We start from the raw sequence: 24,574 nt of genomic DNA on the forward strand, positions 1-24,574 counted from the left end.
TTGGAGCTTAAAGCTGCTTCTATCGTCTTCTTCAATGAATCAAGCAATTCGTGTGGGAACTTATGGAGCAGCTGAGTCGTCGATTAAGGAGGTGATCCAGCCGCAGGTTCCCCTACGGCTACCTTGTTACGACTTCACCCCAGTCATGAATCACACCGTGGTAACCGTCCTCCCGAAGGTTAGACTAGCTACTTCTGGTGCAACCCACTCCCATGGTGTGACGGGCGGTGTGTACAAGGCCCGGGAACGTATTCACCGCGACATTCTGATTCGCGATTACTAGCGATTCCGACTTCACGCAGTCGAGTTGCAGACTGCGATCCGGACTACGATCGGTTTTGTGGGATTAGCTCCACCTCGCGGCTTGGCAACCCTCTGTACCGACCATTGTAGCACGTGTGTAGCCCAGGCCGTAAGGGCCATGATGACTTGACGTCATCCCCACCTTCCTCCGGTTTGTCACCGGCAGTCTCCTTAGAGTGCCCACCATGACGTGCTGGTAACTAAGGACAAGGGTTGCGCTCGTTACGGGACTTAACCCAACATCTCACGACACGAGCTGACGACAGCCATGCAGCACCTGTCTCAATGCTCCCGAAGGCACCAATCCATCTCTGGAAAGTTCATTGGATGTCAAGGCCTGGTAAGGTTCTTCGCGTTGCTTCGAATTAAACCACATGCTCCACCGCTTGTGCGGGCCCCCGTCAATTCATTTGAGTTTTAACCTTGCGGCCGTACTCCCCAGGCGGTCAACTTAATGCGTTAGCTGCGCCACTAAGAGCTCAAGGCTCCCAACGGCTAGTTGACATCGTTTACGGCGTGGACTACCAGGGTATCTAATCCTGTTTGCTCCCCACGCTTTCGCACCTCAGTGTCAGTATCAGTCCAGGTGGTCGCCTTCGCCACTGGTGTTCCTTCCTATATCTACGCATTTCACCGCTACACAGGAAATTCCACCACCCTCTACCATACTCTAGCTTGTCAGTTTTGAATGCAGTTCCCAGGTTGAGCCCGGGGCTTTCACATCCAACTTAACAAACCACCTACGCGCGCTTTACGCCCAGTAATTCCGATTAACGCTTGCACCCTCTGTATTACCGCGGCTGCTGGCACAGAGTTAGCCGGTGCTTATTCTGTCGGTAACGTCAAAACACTAACGTATTAGGTTAATGCCCTTCCTCCCAACTTAAAGTGCTTTACAATCCGAAGACCTTCTTCACACACGCGGCATGGCTGGATCAGGCTTTCGCCCATTGTCCAATATTCCCCACTGCTGCCTCCCGTAGGAGTCTGGACCGTGTCTCAGTTCCAGTGTGACTGATCATCCTCTCAGACCAGTTACGGATCGTCGCCTTGGTGAGCCATTACCTCACCAACTAGCTAATCCGACCTAGGCTCATCTGATAGCGCAAGGCCCGAAGGTCCCCTGCTTTCTCCCGTAGGACGTATGCGGTATTAGCGTTCCTTTCGAAACGTTGTCCCCCACTACCAGGCAGATTCCTAGGCATTACTCACCCGTCCGCCGCTGAATTCAGGAGCAAGCTCCTGTCATCCGCTCGACTTGCATGTGTTAGGCCTGCCGCCAGCGTTCAATCTGAGCCATGATCAAACTCTTCAGTTCAAACATCTTTGGGTTTTGAGAAAACCCTAAACTTGGCTCAGCAATCGTTGGTTACATCTTTGATTTCTCGCGGAGTAACTTGTGATGCTGATAATCTGTTGACTAGCAGTCTGACTCCACAAGCACCCACACGAATTGCTTGATTCAGTTGTTAAAGAGCGGTTGGTTAAGATCTTTCGTCTCAACCGAGGCGCGCATTCTACAGCAGCCTCATTTGCTGTCAAGTGGTTATTTTCAGAAGTTTTCCAAGTTTCCTTTTCAACTTCAACCACTTGCGCTTCAGATCTCTCGTCAGCGGGAGGCGAATTCTACAGCGTTACACGCTGCTGTCAACACCTCTTTTTCAACTCCCTTTCGGCTTCGATGAACTGAAGCGACCTGCTGTCGAAAACTGCGTAACTCATTGTTTTCCAAGGAGTTTTCCGTTTCGACTGCGCCGGAAGTGGGGCGAATTATAGGCTTCCAGAATCTGCCGTCAAGCACTGATTCGAGTTTCTACCGATATGTGCAAAAACACTGCTTATATATAGACGCGCCTGCAGGGAATGCGCAGTATATTGCCCAACACAAATAGAAATACCCTTGACACCTATATTTCGGACGATGCCACGCAATGAATGACCAGCCTCGCAGCCTAGCCTCTACCCTGTTCTCGGTTGGGCTGCTGCTCATAGCCATGGCGTCGATCCAGTCCGGAGCTTCCCTGGCCAAAAGCATGTTCTCGGTTGTCGGCCCTCAGGGGACGACAACATTACGACTGATTTTTGCCAGTGTGATCATGATGCTGATACTGCGTCCATGGCGGGCCAAACTCACCGCCAGGTCCCTGCGCACCGTCATCGTCTACGGGATGGCGCTGGGCGGCATGAACTTCCTCTTCTATATGTCGCTGCAAACCGTCCCGCTGGGCATCGCGGTTGCACTTGAATTCACCGGCCCACTGGCGGTGGCGATCTACGCCTCGCGTCGCGCGATCGACTTCTTATGGATCGCCCTGGCTGCCGTCGGCTTACTGTTACTGATACCGACGGGAGAAGCGACCGCCGGCATCGATCTGGTAGGTGCGGGTTATGCCTTGGGTGCCGGAGTCTGCTGGGCACTGTACATTTTGTTCGGGCAAAAAGCCGGGGCCGACAATGGCGTGCAAACCGCCGCGCTGGGCGTAATGATCGCTGCGCTCTTCGTAGCCCCCATCGGTATTGTCCATGCCGGTTCCGCTCTGCTGACTCCATCTTTGATCCCTGTGGCCCTCGGCGTCGCCATCTTGTCCACCGCTCTCCCCTACACCCTGGAGATGGTCGCCCTGACCCGTATGCCGGCCAGAACCTTCGGCACACTGATGAGTATCGAGCCTGCCTTCGGCGCGCTATCTGGCTTGCTGTTCCTTCATGAATACCTCTCGTTGTCACAATGGATGGCAATCATGTGCATCATTCTGGCATCTGTCGGTGCAACCATGACCATGAGCTCTGCCACCAGGCCAGCAGTAGCGGCAGATTGAAAGCAGATATGACACGGCTCTGGTATTTGCCGCTCAATTAGGCCATGTTTAGCCCGCACCCCAGAGTCATGCCATGGACCATTTCAGATAGGGATATCGGTACGCGTCAAGCGAAAGCGAATGCAGCCAGACCCGGGCACAAGATCCGGGGACGCTATAAGGACAGTAATGAAACGATTTTTGATACTGGTCGCCGTACTTGCAATTGCGGGCTGCGCAGCGACCTCGGAAACTCAGATCAAGCACGGTAAGAAAGGGCTACACATCAACTGTTCCGGACTGTCTTCATCCTGGGACAAGTGCTACGCCAGCGCAGCCAACTCCTGCGCCCCCAAGGGATACAAGGTCATCGCCAAATCGGGAGATGCCGTGGAAGAGCCCGGCGATTATCCGTTTGGCCTCAATCCTGCGGGTTATACCAGCCGCAGCATGATTGTCATCTGCAAATAGACAGGGCCGTCGCGTCAGGTTCTCGGACTTGCGATCTGACGGCCGATTTCCTCGTAGCTGGACTTCAGCACAGTGCGCTGGATATCAGGGCTAGCCAGCATGCGCGCTACCACCAGCGCGCCAATACATTGCGACAGAATCGCCCACGCCAGGCTGTCGCTTTGCAGAACACCCGCCCAACGTTCCTGAAGCCGACAAATCCAGTGCTCGGCCTGTTGACGGACCATCAGGCCGGATCGGGCAATTTCCGCCCCCAATGCCGGCAATGCACAACCGGTCTCCGGATTCTCGACGTGAGACATACTCAGGTACTGTTTCAAACAACGCTCAAGCTTGTCACGGTCCTGTCCCTCCCCCAGTCGCGTCAGGCTTTGCCCCAACTCACGCTCGACGATGCTGGCGAACAACTCGTCTTTCGACGAGAAATGGCTATAGAAGGCGCCGCCACTCAAGCCAATCGCTTTCATCAGGCCGTCCACGCCGACCGTTGAAAATCCAGACTTCTTGGCCGATACCGCACTGCTTTCCAGCAGCCTTTGCCTGGTTTCCAGCTTGTGACTGGCCGAATAACGCATTTCCCTTCTCCCTAAATTGCTCGCCTTGACGTCTGTCGAATCATAGCATAACGTTCGTTTAGTTAACGATCGTTTACCAAAAGGGATCTACCCATGAATAACAAGAAGGTCGTACTGGTCGTCGGTGCAGGTGATTCCACGGGTGGCGCCATTGCCAAGCGTTTTGCCCAGGAGGGTTTTGTCGCCTGCGTCACCCGCCGCAGTGCGGACAAGCTCCAGCCACTGGTGAATGCCATCAAGGCCGACGGTGGCGAGGCCCACGGTTTCGCCTGCGATGCCCGCAAGGAAGATGATGTGGTAGCACTGGTCGAGCAGATCGAAAGCGAGATCGGTCCCATCGAGGCATTTGTCTTCAACATCGGCGCCAATGTACCGTGCAGCATTCTCGAAGAAACCGCCCGCAAGTATTTCAAGATCTGGGAAATGGCCTGTTTTTCCGGTTTTCTCAATGCCCGTGAAGTGGCCAAACGCATGGCCAAGCGCCAGCGAGGCACGATCCTGTTCACCGGTGCCACTGCAGGCCTGCGTGGAGCAGCCGGGTTCGCCGCATTTGCCGGCGCCAAGCACGGCATTCGAGCACTGGCGCAAAGCATGGCCCGAGAGCTCGGCCCGATGAACATTCACGTTGCCCATGTCGTCGTCGACGGCGCCATCGATACCGACTTCATCCGCGACAGCTTCCCCGAGAAATACGCGACCAAGGATCAGGACGGCATTCTCGACCCCGAACACATCGCCGAGAATTACTGGTACCTGCACAGCCAGCCCCGCGACGCCTGGACTTTCGAACTGGACCTGCGCCCCTGGAGCGAACGCTGGTAAGCCCTCCCCCACAACAATAAGCAGAGCGCATCGAACATGAGCAAAACCGTGGAATTCCTTTTTGACCTGGGCAGCCCCACCACTTACCTGGCCTATACCCAGCTACCGACAATCTGTGAGCAAACCGACAGCCAACTGATCTACATCCCGATCCTGCTCGGCGGCGTGTTCAAGGCCACCGGCAACGCCTCCCCGGCGACCATTCCCGCCAAGGGCCGCCACATGATTCAGGACCTCGACCGTTATGCCCGGCGCTACGGCGTACCACTGAAGTTCAATCCGCATTTCCCGATCAACACCCTGATGCTGATGCGTGCCGTGACCGGCATTCAGTTGCACCACCCCGAGCGTTTTGTCGCCTTCATTGACTGCCTGTTCAACGCCCTGTGGGTCGACGGCCGCAACCTCAATGACCCGGCCACCGTAGCGGCGGTGCTGAGCGACAACGGTTTCGATCCCAACGAGGTGCTGGCACTGACCGCCGACGAAACAGTCAAGGCAACGCTCAAGGACAACACCGAGAAAGCGGTGCAGCGCGGCGTATTCGGCGTACCAAGCATGTTTGTCGATGACCAGCTGTATTTCGGCCAGGATCGACTGGACTTCGTGCTCGAAGCCCTGATTTAAATCTCGACCACCAACCGCCCCTTTGCCTCTCCTGACAAGAGCAGTACATGGGCGGCTTCTGCGGATTCCAGCGTGAACGAGTGCGGGTCAAGCAACGGCGCGAGCTTGCCCGCCTCAATCAACCGCGCCGCCTCGTGCAGAATCTCGCCGTGATGCTCACGCCCCTTGCCGGTCAGGAGCGGCAGCAAAGTGAAGACACCGGAGTATGTCGCTCCCCGAAAGGAAAGCGGTGCCAGGCTGTGCTGACCCCACCCCAGGCAACTGAGCACATGGCCGTGATACATCCGTGCCGCCTTGAATGACGCATCCAGCGTTTCACCCCCCACTGTGTCATAAACAATGTCGAAGCCCTCACCGGCCGTATGCTCAGCCATATAGTCTTCAACCGAAGACTTGCGGTAATCGATAAACGTCGCGCCGAACCCTTCGATAATCGACTGCTGCCCGGCAGAGCCCGTAGCAAAAACTTCTGCGCCAAAAGCGCGGGCGATTTGCACCGCGACATGGCCAACACCACCGGCGCCACCATGGATCAATACCTTTTGCCCGGGCCGAACGCGAGCCCGGTCGACCAGACCTTCCCAAGCGGTGATCAGCACCAGCGGCAAACCGGCAGCCTCACGCATGCTCAAGTTGTGTGGTTTGCGAGCCAACAGTCGCGCGTCGACCACCGCGTACTCGGCCAATGAACCTTGAATACCGCCAATACCAGTGGCCATCGCATACACGTCATCTCCCGGCAGCCAGCCGCTGACGCCCTCCCCCAACGCCGCTACGGTTCCGGCCAGATCCATCCCCACTATCGCCGGCAATGGTTGAGCCGCATGGGTCGCCTGCCCGGAGCGGATTTTGCCGTCCAGCGGATTGACACCGCTGGCCCTGATCCTGACCAGTACCTGCCCCGCCTGCGGCACGGGCCGTGCAATGGAAACCAGACGTAACGGCGCATTGGCCGAGTCAACCATCAGAGCGCGCATATTCAGTAAGTCAGTCATTTCGCCATGTCCCATCAGTAGTGAATGCAGGACTGATTTTGTCTTGCTCAATTCATGCCGATAAGACGCCATGCCGCTATAGTGATCATTCCATTACGGCATCAATGAGCGATCCCGTGGACAAACTCAATGCAATGGCGATTTTCGTGCGGGTGGTCGAACGGGGCAGTTTTTCCGCCGTTGCCCGGGAGTTGCAGACCAGCCAGCCGACCATCAGCAAAGTGTTGCAAGCACTGGAAGCCCGATTGGGCGGAAAGCTGATTACCCGCAGTACCCGCAAGTTGTCCCTGACGGACGAAGGTCAGCGGTACTACAACGAATGCAGACTCATCCTCGCCGCCGTGGACGCGGCGGAACATAGCTTTCAATCCGGTCGGGAAAGGGCCGCCGGACCGTTGAAAATCGGCTCGTCGGTCAGTTTCGGACGCTTGCAGATCGCCCCGCGCTTGCCGGACTTTCTCAAACACTACCCTGACGTACAGATCGACCTGCAACTGAGCGATCAAAACCAGGATCTGGTCAGCGAAGGGCTGGACGTGACGTTCAGGATCGGAGCCCTGAACGACAGTGGCCTGATTGCTCGCCTTGTCGGCAATACCCACCGTGTCACCGTCGCATCACCTGACTACCTCAGGCAAAATGGTCAACCGCAAACACCGGAGGAACTGGGCAGGCACAACTGCCTGATGTTCAACCTGTTGAGCAGTCAAAACCTGTGGCTGTACACAAAAGACACCCAACGCCACGAAGTGCGGATCAAGGGCAATGCGCAGAGCAACAATTCCGAGGCGATCCGCGAAATGGTGCTGGGGGGATTGGGGATTGCACTGTCACCGATATGGCTATTCAGCGAAGACCTGAGCGCCGGCCGGGTGAGCGCGATTTTGCAGGACTACAGTACGTTGTCGCTGCCAATTTATGCCGTATCCCCGGCGAATCGTCGCCAATCCGCAAGGGTCAAAGCCTTTGTCGACTATATGGCTCAGGCGCTGGATAAAGCGCCTGAGCTGCACATAAACAAATAGCTATAGCAGCAAACCGATCAGATAGCCGCAGTACGAGTGTTCAGCCACTCAAGTGCAGCACCTTCGACCAACGGACTCAGGCGCTCGCGCACTTCGGTGTGGTAGGCGTTGAACCACTGCTTTTCCTCGTCCGACAGCAGAGAGATTTCCAGGCAGCGCGTATCGATCGGGCACTGGGTCAGGGTTTCGAACTTGAGGAACTCGCCGAATTCGCTTTTGCCTGCCTCACGGTTCATCGCCAGGTTTTCGATCCGCACACCCCAACGACCCGGACGATAGGTGCCCGGCTCAATGGACGTGATCATGCCGGGTTGCATCGCGGTTTGCGGTGCAGGTGCGGCCTGATAAGCGATGACTTGCGGACCTTCGTGGACGTTCAGGAAGTAACCGACGCCATGACCGGTGCCGTGACCGTAGTCGACACTTTCCGCCCAGATGGGCGCACGGGCGATGGCATCGAGCAGCGGTGACAGGATGCCTTTCGGGAACTGCGCGCGGGACAATGCAATCACGCCCTTGAGCACACGGGTGCAATCGCGCTTTTGCTCATCGGTCGGCGTGCCCACCGCAACCATGCGCGTGATGTCGGTGGTACCGCCCAGGTACTGGCCGCCGGAGTCGATCAGCAACAGGCCGTCCCCTTCGATCACCGCGTGTTCTTCTTCGGTGGCATGGTAGTGCGGCATCGCGCCATTGGCGTTGAACGCGGCAATGGTGTTGAAACTCAGCGACACATAATCCGGACGGCGCTCACGGGCGGCGGTGAGTTTTTCATCAATAGTCAGTTCGGTAATGCGCTCGCGTCCCAGCGCCGAGTCCAGCCAGGCGAAGAATTCGCACAGCGCTGCGCCGTCCTGCTCCATGGCCTGACGGATGTGTTCGGCATCGGCCAGGCTCTTTTGCGATTTGGCCAGGGTAGTCGGGTTCAGGCCTTCGATCAGCTTCACCCCACTGTCGAGGTTATCCAGCAACCCCGCAGTGACCCGCGCCGGGTCGACCTGCAAGCTCGCGCCGCTCGGCACGGCACGCAGTGCAGCAGCGACTTCGCTGTAATCGCGCAAGGTCACACCGTCCTGTTCGAGGATGGCACGCAGCTCGGCGCTGACTTTGCTCAAGGCGACAAACAGCGTGGCCTGTTGCTGATTGATCAAGGCGAAAGAAACAAACACCGGGTTGAACGACACGTCGCCACCGCGCAGGTTAAACAGCCAGGCGATGTCATCGAGGGTGGCGATGAAATGCCAGTCGGCACCCCGCGCCTGAAGGGTTTCACGCAGTTTGGCAAGTTTTTCGCCACGGCTGACGGTCGCCTGTGGAGGCAAGTGCTGATAGATCGGTTCGTCCGGCAGCCCTGGACGGTCGGTCCAGACGCCGCTCAGCAGGTCGATGTCGGTGCGCAGGCGAGCGCCGCGCTCTTCAAGCCTGGTGCCCAGGGTCCGTGCCGATGCCACCGCCATGACCGCGCCATCGACCGCGACAACGCCCCCCTCGGGGGTTTGCTCGGCCAGCCACTCCAGTGGCCCGGGCTGACCCGGTTGCAGCTTGACCAGTTCAATGCCGCTGCCCTTGAGTTCCTTGGTCGCCTGCTCCCAATAACGGCTGTCGGCCCAGACGCCGGCAAAGTCCGGGGTCACGATCAGGGTGCCGACCGAACCATGGAAACCCGACAACCACTGGCGCCCCTGCCAGTAACCCGGCAAGTATTCGGACAAGTGCGGGTCGGCCGACGGCACCAGCAAGGCGTGAATGCCCTCCCGGCTCATCAGTTCGCGGGTTTGCGCCAGGCGCTGGGGCACCGATCCATTGATCGAAAGCTGCGTATTCATCGTGTCTCCTGCTAACCACGTCATCATTATTGTTGAGTGCCGATCAACGTCGGCGCTTCGTTGCCCTATTGCCAGAAAGCCGGAGCACTGACGCAGGCTGCCTTGATCAGTTGAACCGCCTGGTCGATGTCCTGCTCGGTGGTGAAACGCCCGAGGCTCAAGCGGATGGTGCGACTGGCGGAGCGGGCATCGTGCCCCAGGGCCAGCAGTACATGGGATGGGGTATTGCTCGCGGAATTGCAGGCCGAGGTCGCGGAAAACGCGATCGAGGCCAGCAACGCCGCCGGGTTGAACTCGCCCTCGTCGAAGGTCAGGCTCAAGGTATGGGGAATACGCCGGGTCGGGCTGCCGTTGAGACGTATGCCGGGAATGCTCCGCAATTGCTCGAGCAAGCGTTCACGCAAGCGCACGATGGTAGCTTTCTCTTCATCGAACGCAGCCGCTGCCAGTGCAAAGGCCGCGCCCATGGCCACGATCTGATGGGTCGCCAGCGTGCCGGAGCGTAAACCGCCCTCATGCCCGCCGCCATGGATCTGCGCCTGCAAACGCTGTTGTGCACGCGGACCGACGTACAACGCGCCGATGCCCTTGGGGCCGTAGAGCTTGTGCGCGGAAAACGACATCAGGTCCACCGGCCACTGCGCGAGATCGATCGCCACTTTGCCCGCGCCCTGTGCGGCGTCGACATGGAACAACGCCCCGCGATCACGCACGACCTGACCGATGGCGGGAATGTCGTTCAGGGTGCCCAGTTCGTTGTTGACCAGCATCAGCGACACCAGGAAGGTGTCCTCGCGCATGGCTTCGCTGACCGCTTGCGCCGTGATCAGGCCCTCGGCGTCCGGCACCAGGTAGGTCACCGCGACTCCGGCCTCCTGCAGTTGCCGGGCGGTATCGAGAATGGCCTTGTGTTCGATCTGGCTGGTGATGATATGGCCGCCGCCAGTGCCGCGGGCCTGGGTCACGCCTTTGAGCGCGAGATTGTTGGATTCGGTGGCGCCGGAGGTCCAGACGATCTGCCCGGGCGTCGCGCCGACCAGTTCGGCGACCTGGCGTCGCGCCTGTTCGACCGATTGCCGGGCCTGCTGGCCGAAGACGTGGGAGCTGGAGGCCGGGTTGCCGAAATTGCCGGTAAAACCCAGACACTCGACCATCACCTTGATGACCCGCTCATCCACCGGCGTGGTGGCGGCGTAATCGAAATACAACGGACGTTTATTCATAAAAGACTCGCAGAGCGTGTTCCGGGATCAGGAAGCTCGTGACTGCAAACGGCAAAGCGCAGCCTTGTGAGCTGCGCGCTGTTTTCAGAACGCTACCAATACCTGATCGGATGCCGTTAAAGAAGAATTACTTCATTTAATAGTGCGTAGGAACGCTCCTGAAAAGTCAGCTTAACAGGCATCGGGCAACCGGTTGAAGCAATGCGTCAGCTAAAGCTTTCAAGCAACAGCGGATACAGCGAACCCACGAGCAGCGCGGCCATGCCCCAATTGAACAGGCGCAACCAGCGACGATCCTTCAGAACATTGCGCAACAGCGTGCCGCACGCGGCCCAGACACCGACACTCGGCAGGTTGATGATCGCAAAGACGGCCGCGATCACGATCACATTCGTGAAATAACCCTGCATCGGTGTGTAGGTGCTGATAGCGCCAATGGCCATGATCCAGGCCTTGGGATTGACCCACTGGAAGGCGGCGGCGCCCAAATAGCTGATCGGTTTCGCCTCGCCCTGCTGACTCTCCGACATGGGCCCGGAATGGGCGATTTTCCACGCCAGATACAGCAAATACGCCGCCCCCACATAACGCAGAACGGTGTAGAGCAAAGGGTAAGTCTGGAACACCGCGCCTAGGCCAAAACCGACCGCCACCACCAGTACAAAGAAGCCACAGGTGATGCCGAGCATGTGCGGAATGGTGCGGTTAAAGCCGAAGTTCACCCCCGATGCCAGCAACATGGTGTTGTTCGGGCCGGGCGTGATCGAGGTGACGAGGGCAAACAGGGCGAAGCCCAGCAGCAGGTCGAGAGAGAGCGTCATGGGTGGCAGTCCGTCAGGGTCGGTCAGGTGTTGACCCTATCGCACACCCTCGGCGAAACCCATGGACAGTTACGCAAAACTTGAAGCAGTACAGTTTCGCCTCAGCTTGGACGACCGTGAAGCTGTACAGACCGCCCGGCGTTCATTTCACCCTGGTTGTCGAAGTTGAACGACTTTTGCGGCTGGCCGAGCAGTTCGGCTTTTTTCGCGTGGTATTCGTCGAAGGACAACCCACGGCGGTTCAGCGCCTCCAGGGCAAGTTCCTTGCTTTCTTCAGCCGTGTAAGGCCGAAGCTCAGGGGAAACATGGCTGGCACATCCGGCGAGTACGGAGACGGCGAGCATCAGCAAAGCAGCAATCATCGGTTTCATTTCTGGCGTCCTGGCGACTGGGTTCGAAGCAATGAACACAGGCTACCCGCGCCTCCCGGACAGCAGAAATCAACGCTTTCAATAGTGGCTATCAAGAAATGGCGATCATTGTCGATGTGCCGGGAGAACGCGGGCCGGGCGCGCACTGGTTGGAGCCGACTTGATGGCAATTGTGTGGCGCTGCTGCTCGTCGGGCACTCGGTGGGTGCGAAAGAGGCTGGCCTATATTTATTCGGTCGTACAACGGCACAGGTACTTTCCATTCACAAAACAACAACAGGGAGATCCATCATGAGCGTCAAACCCATTCCAGAGGGGTATCACAGCGTCACCCCCTATCTGGGCATCAACAAAGCCGCCGAAGCCATCGCTTTCTACAAAAAAGCCTTCGGCGCCATTGAAATCATGCGCCTGGACACGCCCGATGGCGGTGTCGGCCACGCGGAACTGCGCATCGGCGATTGCCCGATCATGTTGGGCACACCGTGCGATCAGGGGCCGCTGAGCAACCCGGACAATTCGCCGTCCGTGGGTCTGCATTTGTATGTGACAGATGTCGACAAGTCCTACAAACAGGCGATCGATGCCGGTGCAACCGTTGTATCGGAGGTCAAGGATCAGTTTTACGGCGACCGTTCAGGGACCTTGAAGGATCCCTACGGGCACCTGTGGTTCCTGGCCACGCACAAGGAAGACCTGACCCAGGAGCAGATCGAGCAACGGGCCAAGGAGATGTTCGCCCAGGGTTGAAATCCCTGGTGATGGAGCGGGCCTCTTCGCGAGCAGGCTCGCTCCCACAAGGGCCCCGCCTTCAGCAGCACCGCCGACTTGCTGATCACTTGCGCAAGCAAGCCCGCCCACAGCCGTCGGCAATGAGAAACATTTTCTTTCATTTCCCCTTTCGGGATTTCCCCTGCTCATCCGTCCTACATAGATGCAGTCCTTTCGCGTAGGCAAAAGCCACGACTGGACCTTCAGGGCGCTCATCCCTGCGAAGCCCGCAGCCGAGCCGCCTCTCATCCAGCCAAGACCTCCAACATGTCAAAGAAGTCCCGTTCAAAGATCTGGTTCCTGGTCCATAGCTGGCTGGCATTGCCGATCTGGTTTTTCGTGCTGATCGTCTGTGTAACCGGCACCCTGGCCGTCATCAGCCAGGAGATCGTCTGGCTGGCCAACCCGCCAATGCGCGCCAGCCAACCCTCGGACGATGCTCCGCTGCTCAGCTACCAGCAGGTCATCGAGGCCATCAACAAGGCCGAACCGCAGACCGTAGTGCAGAGCATCAGCCGCCCCGACGAGTCGCACTTCGCCCTGGATGTCGAAGTCAGCTACCCCGACGGGCGCTCGGTGGTGATTTATGTCAATCCGTACAGCGGCGTGATCCAGGGTGTCGCGCCGCAGTTCAACTTCCGCGCCTTCACCCGGGCGCTGCACGGCTGGTGGCTGGTGCCTTTTACCAATGGCTACAGTTGGGGCTGGTACCTGGTGTCGTTTCTTGGCCTGCCGTTGCTGGCTTCGCTGGTCACGGGACTGGTGGTTTACAAACGCTTCTGGAAAGGCTTCTTCCGTCCGACCCTGCGCATTCGTCATGGCGCGCGAATTTTCTGGGGCGACTTTCATCGCTTGAGCGGCATCTGGTCGATCTGGTTCATCGCGGTGATTTCCGTCACCGGCACCTGGTTCCTGATCCAGGCATTGCTGTTCGATAACCAGATTTCCATTTCCACGGAAAAGATCATCCCGGCGATGTCCCGCGAAGCGGTGCCGCTGTCAGCCGATGGCTCGCCCCCGCCGCGTATCGACCTTGACCGTGCGGTTGAAATCGCCACACAGAAAATTTCCGGACTGGAGGCCAGTTTCGTCAGCCTGCCGGGCAATGCCTACAGCCACTTGGATGTCGGTGGGCGCGGTTGGTATCCGTTGATGTTCCAGACCGCCACGATCAACCCGTACAACGGCGAAATCGCCGCCTCGCGCCTGATTTCGGACCGCTCGGCCCTGGAGTTCGTCACCGAGTCCATGCGCCCGCTGCACACCGGCGACTTCGGCGGACTGTGGATCAAGCTGATCTGGGCATTCTTCGGCCTGCTGCTGAGCATGATGGTGCTCAGCGGTCTGCTGATCTGGACCAGGCGCACGGCGCTGGCCACGGCCAATGCCTTCAAACGCAGCAACAAAAAACAACGCGACACCGCGGCGCAACCGGCCACGAACCACGAAGTGTCGGAGGTCGAACTGTGAGCAAAGACATTGCAGCCCCGCAACCTTCGCGCCTGAGCCTGTTCTGGCACAAATGGCGCTTTCACCTGAACGTCCTGTTGTTGCTGATTCCACTCGGCTTCATGCCCAAGTACTTCGCCGACGAGGCATTGATGCGCGGCGACAGCGGCCTTGGCGAACGGGAAGTCGGCGAAGTCCGGATCGGCCCCTGGAGCTTGCGCCTGGCTGAATTGCGCAATTCAGCCCCGATGCTCGAAGGCCCCGCCGGCTACATGAAGGGTTTCAACGCAGCACTGTGCGAGGCCTGTATCGACCAGGTCAAGGCCACTTACCTGCGCATCGGCAAGCCCCGCAGCCTGCGCGCCGCCGGGGTGATTTTCTTCGGCACGCCCTACCGCATGGGCGCTTCGCTGCTCGTCCCGGAAAAGACCAGGGCCGACGCCGAACTGTGGATCACCATGGAAGGCTGGGACGGCGCCATGCATCAGGCATCCATTCCTTTGAGCCAGGCCTCCCCCGCCACCATCGCCTGGTTGAACAAACAAGGAGGCAAACCATGATCAACCCTCTTCGCCCGCTCAACGCCATGTTGCTGGTGCTCTGCGCCGGCTTCAGCGCCAGCGCCCTGGCCCACAACCCGATGTGCGAGTGCAAGGCCATCGACGCGGAGCAGATCAAGTGCACCGGCGGTTTTTCCGACGGCAGCGGTGCTCCGGGTGTGACCCTCGATGTGATCGGCTACGACGAAACCATTCTGGTGCCGGGCAAGCTCGGGCCTGATTCGACCCTGACCTTCAAGAAGCCCGGCGCCGAATTCTATGTGCTGTTCGATGCCGGCCCCGGTCACGTCGTGGAAATCGACCAAGCGGACATCGAGGCACCATGAGCACTCCAACGACCCAAGTCGTGCGCCCGGCCGGGGCCGGTCACGAAACCCTCTACGTTCTGTTGCTGTGCCTGATGATCCTGGCGGTGGCCGGCTCGGTGGTGCTCTGGCGCGGCGAATCCCATGAGGTAAGCAGTGTCAGCAGCCATCAACTGGATGCGCGCCGTGACCTCAGTCCATCCGAGCAAGGTATCTACGCCGATCTGCGGGTGACGCTGGACGAGATCCAGCTGCTGCGCCAGGAGCAGCAAACGTTGCCGACACCCGAAGTGCTGGCCGAGGAAGGGTTTGCCCCGTTTGCCCGGGACGCCAGCGCCGTCAGTCGGGGCGGCCATGCCTGGCAATTGCTCGACGCCAAGGCCTATTTCGGCCAGAGCCAGGCGCCGACGGTCGCCGGCTCATTCCTGATGCGCCTGGCCGCAGCCAATGATGCACCGGACATCTGGCTCAACCGCGCCAGCAAGCTCACGGCACCAGCCGACCTAAGCGACGCCGCGCTCGAAAGCGCTGGCTGGCAGCAAATCGTCGCGCAATTCGATGCCGGCGTGACCCGCCAGCACCAGCACTGAACCCTCGCCTTTTTCCGAGAGAAGACCGCTTTCCCATGCCCAATTCATCTCACCGTTGTTTTTTACGCCTGCTGCTGGTCGGCTTGCTCGCCTGCCTGCTGCCCTCACTGGCCAGCGCTGATGAAGCCAAGCGTCTGCGCATCGGCATCACCCTGCATCCCTACTACAGCTACGTGGCGAACATCGTCGGCGACAAGGCCGAAGTGGTGCCGCTGATTCCGGCCGGTTTCAACCCGCATGCCTACGAGCCCCGCGCCGAAGACATCAAGCGCATCAGCGGGCTGGACGTGATCGTGCTCAACGGCGTAGGTCATGACGATTTCGCCGACCGCATGATCGCCGCCAGCGAAACCCCAAAGGTCCCGGTGATCGAAGCCAACGAAAACGTACCGCTGCTGGCCGCCACCGGCGTGGCCGCTCGCGGTGCCGGCAAAGTGGTGAACCCGCACACCTTCCTGTCGATCAGCGCCTCGATTGCCCAGGTCAACAACATCGCCCGGGAGCTGGGCAAGCTCGATCCGGTCAATGCCAAGACCTATACCGAAAATGCCCGCGCCTACGGCAAGCGCTTGCGCAAGATGCGCGCCGACGCCCTGGCCAAACTGACCCAGGCACCGAGCGCCGAACTGCGGGTGGCCACGGTGCACGCGGCCTACGACTACCTGCTGCGTGAGTTCGGCCTCGAAGTGACAGCTGTGGTCGAGCCGGCCCACGGTATCGAGCCAAGCCCGAGCCAGCTGAAAAAAACCATCGATCAACTGCGTGAGCTGGACGTAAAGGTGATCTTCTCGGAGATGGACTTCCCTTCCACTTACGTCGACACCATCCAGCGTGAATCCGGGGTGAAGCTGTATCCGCTGTCGCACATCTCCTACGGTGAATACAGCGCCGACAAGTACGAAAAGGAAATGACCGGCAACCTCGACACCGTGGTGCGGGCGATTCAGGAGTCCGGCCAATGACATCGAAAGAAACCATTCTGGCCGATGCAGAATCTCCGGTAGGAGCGAGCCTGCTCGCGAAGGCGTCCGGCCATGCAACATCATCATTGAATGACACACCGCAATCGCGAGCAAGCTCGCTCCCACAGGTTCTCGGACCGACCGTGGATTTTGCTGACGTCTGCCTGACCCTTGGCCGCACGACGATCCTCGACCAGGTGACCTTCAAGGTCCGCCCCGGCAGCGTGCACGCACTGGTAGGCCCCAACGGCGGCGGCAAGAGTTCGCTGATCAAGACCCTGCTCGGGCAGATGCCCCACCAGGGCCGCTTGAGCCTGCAATGGCCCGCTGAACCAGGGACCATCGGCTATGTGCCACAGGCGCTGGAGTTCGACCGGGGCTTGCCGATGACCGTCGACGATTTCATGGCCGCCATGTGCCAGCGTCGCCCGGCCTTTCTCGGCTTGAGCAAACACTACGCGGCGGCGATTGGCGAGGCGCTGGAGCGGGTCGGCATGCAGGACAAACGCAAGCGCCGCATGGGCGCGCTGTCCGGCGGCGAACGGCAACGGGTGTTGCTGGCCCAGGGGCTGATTCCGCCTCCGCAATTGCTGGTGCTCGACGAACCCATGTCGGCCCTCGATGAGGCCGGCATCCGGGTGTTCGAACGTTTGCTCGGCGACTGGCGAGCGGCGGGCATCACCGTGCTGTGGATCGAGCACGACCTGGAAGCGGTCGGGCGCCTGGCCGATCACGTCACCGGGCTCAATCGCCGGGTGCTGTTCGACGCCACGCCGCAACAGGCGCTGACACCAGAGCGTCTGTTGACCCTGTTCTCGACCCACCCACGGAGCCTTGCCTGATGAGTTACGAAGCTTTTCGCCTGATGGTCCAGGGCTGGGCGTCGTCGGGTTATCTGCCCGAGGCGCTGGCCTATGGGTTCGTGGTCAACGCCTTGATCGCTGGGCTGCTGATCGGCCCGGTGCTGGGAGGCCTGGGCACGCTGGTGGTGGTCAAGCGCTTCGCGTTTTTCTCCGAGGCGGTCGGTCATGCTGCGCTCACTGGCGTGGCCATTGGCATCCTGCTCGGCGAACCCTACACCGGGCCTTACGGCAGCCTGTTCGGCTACTGCCTGCTGTTCGGCATCCTGCTCAATTACCTGCGCAACCGCACCGGCCTGGCGCCAGACACCTTGATCGGTGTGTTTCTCTCGGTGTCGCTCGCCCTGGGCGCGAGCCTGCTGCTGATTCTGGCGGGCAAGATCAACGTGCACATTCTGGAAAACGTACTGTTCGGTTCGGTGCTGACGGTCAACGGCAATGACCTGCTGGTGCTGGCCATCGTCGGTTCGCTGGTCATGGCTCTGGCCTTGCCGTTGTACAACCGCATCATGCTCGCCAGTTTCAATCCGCAGCTGGCGGCGGTACGCGGGGTGGCGGTGAAAACCCTGGATTATCTGTTCGTGATTCTGGTGACGCTGATCACCGTCGCCGCCGTGAAGGTCATCGGCGCGATTCTGGTGGGCGCCCTGCTGGTGATTCCGGCCGCCGCGGCACGCCTGCTCAGCCAATCGCTGAAGGGCTTTTTCTGGTGTTCGGTGCTGATCGCCACGGTCAGCACGCTGTGCGGGATTCTCGCGCCGATTGTCTTTGACCTGCCGATCCCTTCCGGTGCCGCGATCATCCTCGTGGCCGGTATCGCCTTCGCCCTGGCCGCCCTCGCGCGCGGCGTCGTCCCCAGCCTGAAAGGGAACCTTGGATAAATGACTTTTTCACTGCGCCAACTGACCCTCGCCGTCGCCCTGTGTGGACTGGCGACAACGACCAGCGCCGCCGACAACGGTAAACCGCTGCGCGTGCTGGCCTCCTTGCCGATTACCTATGGCCTGGGCGAAGCCTTGCTCAAGGGCACCGATGTCAGCCTCGAACGCGCGGCCCCGGCCAACCTGCCCGGCAGCCGCCAGACCGCCTACTTCACCGGCCGTGGCGCCCCGGCACTGGCCAGGCTGGCGGACGATGCCGATGCGGTGATCGGCCTGCGTTCACTGTGGCCGGATGACCCGCTGTACCCGGTCTCCCGGCGCAGCAATATCCGCATCGTCGAAGTCGACGCCGCCCGCCCGGTGGACGGCGCCCTGCCCGGCATAGCCGTACAGCCCGACAACAAGGTCGACGGGCTGAACAGTCAGCCGTGGTTCTCCAGCAATAACATGGGACGCATGGCCGATGTGATGGCGGCGGACCTGGTACGCCTGGCTCCCGAGGCCAAGCCGAAAATCGACGCCAACCTGGCAGCGCTCAAGCAGCGTTTGCTCAAGCTCAGTGCCGACAGCGAAGCGCGGCTGGCCAATGCGGACAACTTGAGTGTGATGAGCCTCAGCGATCACTTCAGCTACCTGATCGGCAGTCTCAATCTGGAATTGATCGGCCAGGACGCACGCGCCGATGCCGAGTGGACACCCGAAGCGCTCACGCAATTGGCCACGACGCTCAAGGACAATGACGTGGCGGTGGTGCTGCATCACCGGCAGCCGTCGGATGCACTCAAAGCGGTGATTGCCGGGTCGGGTAGCCGGTTGGTGGTGTTGAGCACCGATGCCGAGGATCCGGTGGCGGAGCTTGAGGGGAATGTGGATTTGCTGATCAAGGGTTTGAGCGGCGTTTAAGGTCAGTACGACCGCGTTATCGTTCATCGCGAGCAAGCTCGCTCCCACAGGATTTGTGCCATGCCGCAGATCACTGTGGGAGCGAGCTTGCTCGCGATAGCGGCCTGATAGGCGACACAAGACTCCAGACCTGAAAAAGCCCGCTGACTGTCACCAGTCCAGCGGGCTTCTTTTTGCATGACGGTTCAGTGCGCCACAGCCGCCTGCTCGTCCATTTTCTGCCGCAGGCTCAACGGACGCATGTCGGTCCAGGTCTCTTCAATGTAAGCCAGGCATTCCTTTTTCAGCCCGCCTTTGCCTACTGTGCGCCAGCCTTGTGGCACGGCTTTGTAGTCGGGCCAGATCGAGTATTGCTCTTCGTGGTTGACCACGACCTGAAAGAGGATGTCCTCACGGTCGAATACTGACGTCATGCTGTCTCTCCATCGTTTTCGGGCGGGCTGCGCCGTGTGCGCAGCCGTTATGTAGAAAGAACGTTCCGCCGGGCGGGAAATTTAGGGATTGGCAGTGGCGGCGACCAGGGCCCGACCGAAGATTTCGGCCACGCGATCGATCTGCGCAGCAGTAATCACCAGCGGCGGCAGGAAGCGCACCACCGCGCCATGGCGGCCACCGAGTTCCAGGATCAAGCCACGCTTGAGGCATTCGCGCTGCACCAGGGGTGCCAGGCGGGCGAAGGCCGGCGGATGGCCTTGGGCATCCAGAGCGCCCGTCGGGTCGACCAGTTCGACGCCAAGCATCAAGCCACGCCCGCGAATGTCACCCAGTTGCGGGAAGTCCCGCTGCAGGATGCGCAGGTGCTCGGCCAGGCGCTCGCCCATCGCGGCGGCATGCTCGCAGACCTTGTGATCGACCAGATAACGCATCACCGCGGAGCCGGCGGCCATGGCCATCTGGTTACCTCGGAATGTCCCGGCATGGGCGCCCGGCAGCCAGGTGTCGAGCCAGTCGCGATAGACCACCACCGCCAGCGGCAGGCTGCCGCCGATGGCCTTGGACAGCACCACGACATCGGGAATGATCCCGGCGTGCTCGAAGGCGAACATCTTGCCGGTGCGGGCGAAGCCACTCTGGATTTCATCGACGATCAGCGCGACACCCGCCTGTTCGGTGATCCGCCGCAGACCGCGCAGCCAGTCCAGATCCGCCGGGATCACCCCGCCCTCGCCCTGCACCACTTCCACGATCACTGCCGCCGGCAATTGCACGCCAGCCTCGGGATCGTTGAGCAGGTTTTCCAGGTAACTCAGGTTGGCCTTGACCCCTTGCACGCCGCCAAGCCCGAACGGGCAGCGGTAATCGTAAGGGTACGGCATGAACTGCACGCCACTGCCGAGCAAGGCGCCCAGAGGCTTTTTCGGCCCCAGGCTGCCCATCAGACTCAACGCGCCCTGACTCATGCCGTGGTAACCACCCTGGAACGACAGCACGGTGCTGCGCCCAGTGGCGGTACGCACCAGTTTCAGTGCCGCTTCCACGGCGTCGGTACCGGTCGGGCCGCAGAACTGGATCTTCGCTTCAGCGGCCAGGGCTGGTGGCAGCAAGCCGAACAAGTCCTGGACGAACCGGTCCTTGACCGGCGTGGTCAGGTCGAGGGTATGCAGCGGCAGTTCATCGCTCAGCACTTGCTGGATGGCTTCGATCACCACCGGGTGGTTGTGCCCCAGGGCCAGGGTTCCGGCTCCGGCCAGGCAATCGATGAAGGTTCGGCCTTCGACATCCTCGACGTAGATGCCCTTGGCGCGCTTGAGTGCCAAGGGGATGCGTCGTGGATAGCTGCGGGCGTTGGATTCCTGCCGGCTCTGACGGGCCAGCAGCGGCGATTCGTTGAATTGATAAAGCGTCTCGGCGGACGTCGCCGGCTGCTCTTCGATAAGGCTGGTAGCGACTGACATCTCTCGACCCCTCAATACGCTGTGGATAGTGACCAAAACTGCACACCGGGCAGGTGCGCGCTCCGGTCACGGGGCGCACTTGTCAGGTTTTCCTGCTTTGGAAACGCATCAGCGAGGCGGGGATTTAGACTTTCAATCCGCTTTCTTGGCGGTCACCGCAATACCCTGTGGGAGCGGGCTTGCTCGCGAAGAGGCCATCACATTCAACATTTATGTCGACTGTTACGCCGCCTTCGCGAGCAAGCCCGCTCCCACAGGGTTCAGCGGTGTTTTTCAGACCGGTTGCAGCGGCATCGTCAGCTCAACCCGCAAGCCGTCCGGCCGGCTATCGAAATGCAGGGTGCAACCGCAACGCTGAACGATGGCCTGGACAATCGCCAGTCCCAGACCACAACCGGTGCTCTGGCCGTTGCGCCAGAAGCGCTGGGTCAGATGTTGCAGGTCTTCTTCGGCAATCCCCGACCCATGATCGCGCACCACGAACTGCACACGATTGCCGGTGGTCTCCAGGCTCAACTCCACTGTTTTGTCGGCGGGGGTATGGCGCAGTGCGTTGTCGAGCAAGTTGCGCAGCGCGGCAATCGACAACACGGCGGGCATTTGTACCGGCGCGGCGGATACCTTGCCCGGTGCCTGAAACCTGATGCGCTGGCGATCGCCGCTCGCCGCGTCCTGGATCGCCAGCTTCGCCACTTGCTCGGCGTTGCATTGCACACCGTCGTCAAACGACAGACTGCCTTCGACGCGCGCCAGCAACAGCAATTGTTCGAGGGTCCGGTGCATGCGGTCGGCACCCTCTTCGGCCCGGGCCAGGGACTGGTCCCGGGCGCTGCCGTCAGTCATCCGCGCCACTTGCAGGTGGGTCTTGATCGCGGTCAGCGGGCTGCGCAGTTCGTGGGCCGCGTCACCGGTCAGGCGACGTTCGCGCTCGATGGTCTTGCCGATGCGCTGGAGCAATTGGTTCTGGGTTTCCAGCAAGGGTTGCAGCTCGCTGGGCAGTGGCTGGATCTGCAACGGTTCGAGGGAGTCGGCGCTGCGGCGCATCAAGGCGTCGCGCATGCGGTTGAGGGGCGCCAGCCCCTGGCCGATGCCCAGCCAGAGCAAACACAGGCAACCGAGCAGCGCCACGCCCACCGGAACCGAAGCGGCCAGCAGAATCGACATGTTCAACGCCTCGCGCTCGATCTGCCGGTCGGCGGTAGTGATGCGCAGATCGCCACGGGCCAGGGTAAAACTGCGCCACGGCGCGCCGTCGATCATCTGATCGTGAAAACCAAGTTTCTCGGCCTCCAGGGTCTGCTGCGGATCGGTGTGACTGCGGGCGAGGATCTCACCGCGCAACGAGCTGACCTGGCACGCCATGCCGCCCGGAATGTTCAGTTGTTCGGCGCTGAAATGAGTGCCCTCGCCCTTGCTCGGCACGGGCGGCAGTTGCTCCATCAGTCCGGCGACCATGCGCGCCGACGCCACCAGCCGCTGGTCGAGGGAAAACATCATTTGATTGCGCAAATCGCTGAGCATCCAGGCCGCGGCCAGGGCCCAGATCAAGGCAAAGGCGGCTCCGAGCGTCAGGCTCAGGCGCAAACGCAGGCTCATCACTTCGATTCTTCTCCGCCATCAGCCGGCCCCAGGCGATAGCCCAGGCCGCGCACGGTCTCGACAATGCCGTTGCCGAGCTTGCGCCGCAAGTGATGGATATGGACGTTGAGGGCGTTGCTTTCCAGCTCGTCGTTGAAACCGTAGACGCTGTCCTTGAGTTGCTCGGTGGACAACACGCGGCCACGGTTATGCAGCAAGGCCTGCAACAAAGATTGCTCACGACGCGACAGGTCCACCGGCTGCCCCGCGAGCGTGGTTTCGCGGCTGCTCGGGTCGTAGGTCAGGGCACCATGCTCGATCAGGTTGACGCTGCGCCCCGCCACCCGCCGCAACAGCGTGTGCAAGCGCGCAGCGAGCTCGCGCAAGTCGAACGGCTTGAGCAGATAATCGTCGGCGCCGGCTTGCAGGCCATCGACGCGGTCAGTGACCGAGTCCCGGGCGGTGAGGATCAGCACCGGGATTTCCAGGCCATGGTGACGCAACTGCTGCAGCAACTTGAGGCCATCTTCATCGGGCAGGCCGAGATCGAGCACCATGACATCAAACTCCGCGACCTTGAGCATCGCCCGTGCGGCGGACGCCGTGGCGACGTGTTCCACGGTCAGGCCCTGGGCGGTCAGGCCGGCGACGATACCGCTGGCGATCAATTCATCGTCTTCGCAAACCAGTATGTGCATGGAAAACCCTGTCGAAAGACATTGATTAAAAAGACACCGGGTTAAGCCAGGATTATGCCTTGACCGGCTGCTGACAGTCATTTCTCAAGACTGATGGTTTGTCGGGCATCCTATAAATATGTACCGCACCTGCACCCTCCTGCCTGAATAACCTGTGTGACGTACCACCCAAACTTCCATCAACACAGGTATTGACCATGTATATACACGCGGACGCATTGACGTCTTTGTTCAATTTGCTCAACACGCTTGGCTCACTGATCACCCAACTGAACGATGAGCAAAAAGCCGCCAGGAAAAAAGGTCTGCAACTTTACAACCTGGGGGAATATCGGGAATCGGAGGCCTATCTCATGATTGCCGCCACCGCAGGGGACCGCGATTCGCAGTATGCACTCGCACAGGTCATCACACTCCGGGAAAGAAGTCTCAAAGAGGAGGATAAAACCCATGCAGAGAGAGAATGGTACGTAAAGGCCGGCGCCCAGGGCGACGTCCGTGCCTTACTGCGATTAGCTGATGAAACCTCGCTCGCCAAAGCGAAAGAGCTTGCAGAGGAGCGCGCCGATCACGGCGACAGCGAAGCCATGCTGCAACTTTATGAACTAACCAAAGATATCGAATGGATGAAAAAATCTGCAGAAGCAGGATTTCTCGAAGCGCAATACAGTCTTGCTGTGCATTATGACAACGATCATTCCCTCATTCCGAACACGGATGAACGCGAAACGGCTATCGATGGCTGGCTCAAACGTGCAGCCGATGCCGGGTTCCCGAAAGCGATACATTGGTACAGCAATCGTCCGCACATCAGCCATGATCTTCCCGTCAGAAAGGAATGGCTGCTTAAATGGACGGAAACAAACGACGTTTGGTCTCTGCGCTATTACGCGTATGCGCTTGGCGGTGCATACCACGATGAAAATGGCATCGATGTCGAGTACGGCCTCGAAGAGAATCTAGTCAACGCCTACGGCCTCATGTGGCTGATTATGGAAAGCCACAAAGAGTTCAAGGGATACCAAAACATCTCAGATGTTTTTTCACAGATTGCCGAAACGTTGTCCGAAACAGATAAAGCAGCCGGCAAAGCATTTGCACAGGAGTGGAAACGCACGCATCCGCCAATGTCGGAATACCGATTGACCTATAGCGACCCTCGTTAATCCCGTGACGACGATTCGCGCTGTGAACCCGGTTTTCAGCGCGAATCAGTTCGTTAACATCCGGTTAATCGGCGGCCATCATCGTGCTCGGCAATAGCA

The 24,574-nt window shown here is 59.8% G+C and carries 25 protein-coding genes and 1 rRNA gene; 15 read left to right on the top strand and 11 right to left on the bottom strand.

The window, feature by feature from the left end; all coding sequences use genetic code 11:
• Positions 1-84: 84 nt before the first annotated feature.
• Positions 85-1,621, bottom strand: a 16S ribosomal RNA gene (locus tag ACMDB8_RS19405).
• 613 nt (positions 1,622-2,234) lie between these two features.
• Between ACMDB8_RS19405 and rhtA the strand changes: the two genes are divergently transcribed.
• The gene (gene rhtA / locus ACMDB8_RS19410; protein WP_056727035.1) at positions 2,235-3,122 is read left to right on the top strand and encodes a threonine/homoserine exporter RhtA; all 888 of its coding nucleotides are present in this window, start codon (positions 2,235-2,237) and stop codon (positions 3,120-3,122) included.
• Between the two features lie 168 nt (positions 3,123-3,290).
• A complete protein-coding gene (locus ACMDB8_RS19415; protein ID WP_008054256.1) occupies positions 3,291-3,572 on the top strand; it encodes a hypothetical protein in 282 nt (93 codons plus the stop codon).
• Between the two features lie 14 nt (positions 3,573-3,586).
• Here ACMDB8_RS19415 and ACMDB8_RS19420 read toward each other — a convergent pair whose 3' ends face one another.
• Positions 3,587-4,147 (bottom strand): TetR/AcrR family transcriptional regulator, encoded by a 561-nt coding sequence (locus ACMDB8_RS19420; RefSeq protein ID WP_056727036.1) that lies wholly within the window; start codon positions 4,145-4,147, stop codon positions 3,587-3,589.
• A gap of 93 nt (positions 4,148-4,240) precedes the next feature.
• Between ACMDB8_RS19420 and ACMDB8_RS19425 the strand changes: the two genes are divergently transcribed.
• Both ACMDB8_RS19425 and ACMDB8_RS19430 read left to right on the top strand, forming a co-directional pair.
• Positions 4,241-4,969, top strand: coding sequence for an SDR family oxidoreductase (locus ACMDB8_RS19425; protein WP_056727037.1), 729 nt, complete (start codon positions 4,241-4,243; stop codon positions 4,967-4,969).
• 36 nt (positions 4,970-5,005) lie between these two features.
• Positions 5,006-5,596: a 2-hydroxychromene-2-carboxylate isomerase gene (locus ACMDB8_RS19430; RefSeq protein ID WP_056727038.1), complete on the top strand. Its 591-nt coding sequence runs from the start codon at positions 5,006-5,008 to the stop codon at positions 5,594-5,596.
• Here ACMDB8_RS19430 and ACMDB8_RS19435 read toward each other — a convergent pair.
• Positions 5,593-6,591 carry a zinc-dependent alcohol dehydrogenase family protein gene (locus tag ACMDB8_RS19435; protein WP_056727433.1) on the bottom strand — a complete coding sequence of 333 codons (999 nt, stop codon included), beginning with the start codon at positions 6,589-6,591 and terminating at the stop codon, positions 5,593-5,595. The two genes, ACMDB8_RS19430 and ACMDB8_RS19435, sit on opposite strands and share 4 nt — an antisense overlap.
• A 104-nt stretch (positions 6,592-6,695) precedes the next feature.
• Between ACMDB8_RS19435 and ACMDB8_RS19440 the strand changes: the two genes are divergently transcribed.
• Entirely contained in the window at positions 6,696-7,616 is a 921-nt protein-coding gene (locus ACMDB8_RS19440; protein ID WP_223541666.1) for a LysR family transcriptional regulator, read from the top strand.
• 17 nt (positions 7,617-7,633) lie between these two features.
• Here the strand turns inward: ACMDB8_RS19440 and ACMDB8_RS19445 are convergent, their stop codons facing one another.
• From ACMDB8_RS19445 to ACMDB8_RS19460, 4 genes are all read right to left on the bottom strand, one after another.
• Positions 7,634-9,442, bottom strand: coding sequence for an aminopeptidase P family protein (locus ACMDB8_RS19445; RefSeq protein ID WP_409079362.1), 1,809 nt, complete (start codon positions 9,440-9,442; stop codon positions 7,634-7,636).
• Between the two features lie 65 nt (positions 9,443-9,507).
• A complete protein-coding gene (locus ACMDB8_RS19450) occupies positions 9,508-10,665 on the bottom strand; it encodes a cysteine desulfurase family protein (protein ID WP_409079363.1) in 1,158 nt (385 codons plus the stop codon).
• A 206-nt stretch (positions 10,666-10,871) separates the two neighbouring features.
• Positions 10,872-11,486, bottom strand: a complete 615-nt coding sequence (locus ACMDB8_RS19455; RefSeq protein WP_007993943.1) for a LysE family translocator — start codon at positions 11,484-11,486, stop codon at positions 10,872-10,874.
• A 101-nt stretch (positions 11,487-11,587) separates the two neighbouring features.
• Entirely contained in the window at positions 11,588-11,857 is a 270-nt protein-coding gene (locus ACMDB8_RS19460) for a hypothetical protein (RefSeq protein WP_056727042.1), read from the bottom strand.
• Positions 11,858-12,148: 291 nt separating this feature from the next.
• Between ACMDB8_RS19460 and ACMDB8_RS19465 the strand changes: the two genes are divergently transcribed.
• From ACMDB8_RS19465 to ACMDB8_RS19505, 9 genes are all read left to right on the top strand, one after another.
• Positions 12,149-12,607 (top strand): VOC family protein, encoded by a 459-nt coding sequence (locus ACMDB8_RS19465; protein ID WP_056727043.1) that lies wholly within the window; start codon positions 12,149-12,151, stop codon positions 12,605-12,607.
• Between the two features lie 288 nt (positions 12,608-12,895).
• Positions 12,896-14,098, top strand: a complete 1,203-nt coding sequence (locus ACMDB8_RS19470) for a PepSY-associated TM helix domain-containing protein (protein WP_223541670.1) — start codon at positions 12,896-12,898, stop codon at positions 14,096-14,098.
• Positions 14,095-14,637, top strand: a complete 543-nt coding sequence (locus ACMDB8_RS19475) for a thiamine pyrophosphate-binding protein (RefSeq protein WP_223541671.1) — start codon at positions 14,095-14,097, stop codon at positions 14,635-14,637. The genes ACMDB8_RS19470 and ACMDB8_RS19475 overlap by 4 nt, the downstream gene beginning before the upstream one ends.
• Positions 14,634-14,963, top strand: coding sequence for a hypothetical protein (locus ACMDB8_RS19480; RefSeq protein WP_056727046.1), 330 nt, complete (start codon positions 14,634-14,636; stop codon positions 14,961-14,963). The genes ACMDB8_RS19475 and ACMDB8_RS19480 overlap by 4 nt, the downstream gene beginning before the upstream one ends.
• Positions 14,960-15,532 (top strand): DUF6162 family protein, encoded by a 573-nt coding sequence (locus ACMDB8_RS19485; RefSeq protein ID WP_409079364.1) that lies wholly within the window; start codon positions 14,960-14,962, stop codon positions 15,530-15,532. The genes ACMDB8_RS19480 and ACMDB8_RS19485 overlap by 4 nt, the downstream gene beginning before the upstream one ends.
• Before the next feature lie 35 nt (positions 15,533-15,567).
• Positions 15,568-16,494 carry a metal ABC transporter substrate-binding protein gene (locus ACMDB8_RS19490; protein WP_223541673.1) on the top strand — a complete coding sequence of 309 codons (927 nt, stop codon included), beginning with the start codon at positions 15,568-15,570 and terminating at the stop codon, positions 16,492-16,494.
• On the top strand, positions 16,491-17,336 hold the full coding sequence (locus ACMDB8_RS19495) for a metal ABC transporter ATP-binding protein (protein ID WP_056727049.1): 846 nt from the start codon (positions 16,491-16,493) through the stop codon (positions 17,334-17,336). Before ACMDB8_RS19490 ends, ACMDB8_RS19495 begins: the two co-directional genes overlap by 4 nt.
• On the top strand, positions 17,336-18,235 hold the full coding sequence (locus tag ACMDB8_RS19500) for a metal ABC transporter permease (protein WP_056727050.1): 900 nt from the start codon (positions 17,336-17,338) through the stop codon (positions 18,233-18,235). Before ACMDB8_RS19495 ends, ACMDB8_RS19500 begins: the two co-directional genes overlap by 1 nt.
• Entirely contained in the window at positions 18,236-19,138 is a 903-nt protein-coding gene (locus tag ACMDB8_RS19505; protein WP_223541674.1) for a metal ABC transporter substrate-binding protein, read from the top strand.
• A gap of 185 nt (positions 19,139-19,323) precedes the next feature.
• Here the strand turns inward: ACMDB8_RS19505 and ACMDB8_RS19510 are convergent, their stop codons facing one another.
• From ACMDB8_RS19510 to ACMDB8_RS19525, 4 genes are all read right to left on the bottom strand, one after another.
• Positions 19,324-19,551, bottom strand: coding sequence for an MbtH family protein (locus tag ACMDB8_RS19510; protein ID WP_056727052.1), 228 nt, complete (start codon positions 19,549-19,551; stop codon positions 19,324-19,326).
• 81 nt (positions 19,552-19,632) lie between these two features.
• Positions 19,633-21,033, bottom strand: coding sequence for an aspartate aminotransferase family protein (locus ACMDB8_RS19515; protein ID WP_409079365.1), 1,401 nt, complete (start codon positions 21,031-21,033; stop codon positions 19,633-19,635).
• Between the two features lie 273 nt (positions 21,034-21,306).
• The gene (locus ACMDB8_RS19520) at positions 21,307-22,632 is read right to left on the bottom strand and encodes an ATP-binding protein (protein ID WP_056727054.1); all 1,326 of its coding nucleotides are present in this window, start codon (positions 22,630-22,632) and stop codon (positions 21,307-21,309) included.
• Positions 22,629-23,309: a response regulator gene (locus ACMDB8_RS19525; protein WP_056727055.1), complete on the bottom strand. Its 681-nt coding sequence runs from the start codon at positions 23,307-23,309 to the stop codon at positions 22,629-22,631. The genes ACMDB8_RS19520 and ACMDB8_RS19525 overlap by 4 nt, the downstream gene beginning before the upstream one ends.
• A 197-nt stretch (positions 23,310-23,506) precedes the next feature.
• Between ACMDB8_RS19525 and ACMDB8_RS19530 the strand changes: the two genes are divergently transcribed.
• Positions 23,507-24,475 carry a tetratricopeptide repeat protein gene (locus ACMDB8_RS19530; protein WP_056727056.1) on the top strand — a complete coding sequence of 323 codons (969 nt, stop codon included), beginning with the start codon at positions 23,507-23,509 and terminating at the stop codon, positions 24,473-24,475.
• Positions 24,476-24,574 lie beyond the last annotated feature (99 nt).

It is taken from the genome of Pseudomonas monachiensis (genome assembly GCF_047345015.1).
Lineage (GTDB): Bacteria > Pseudomonadota > Gammaproteobacteria > Pseudomonadales > Pseudomonadaceae > Aquipseudomonas > Aquipseudomonas monachiensis.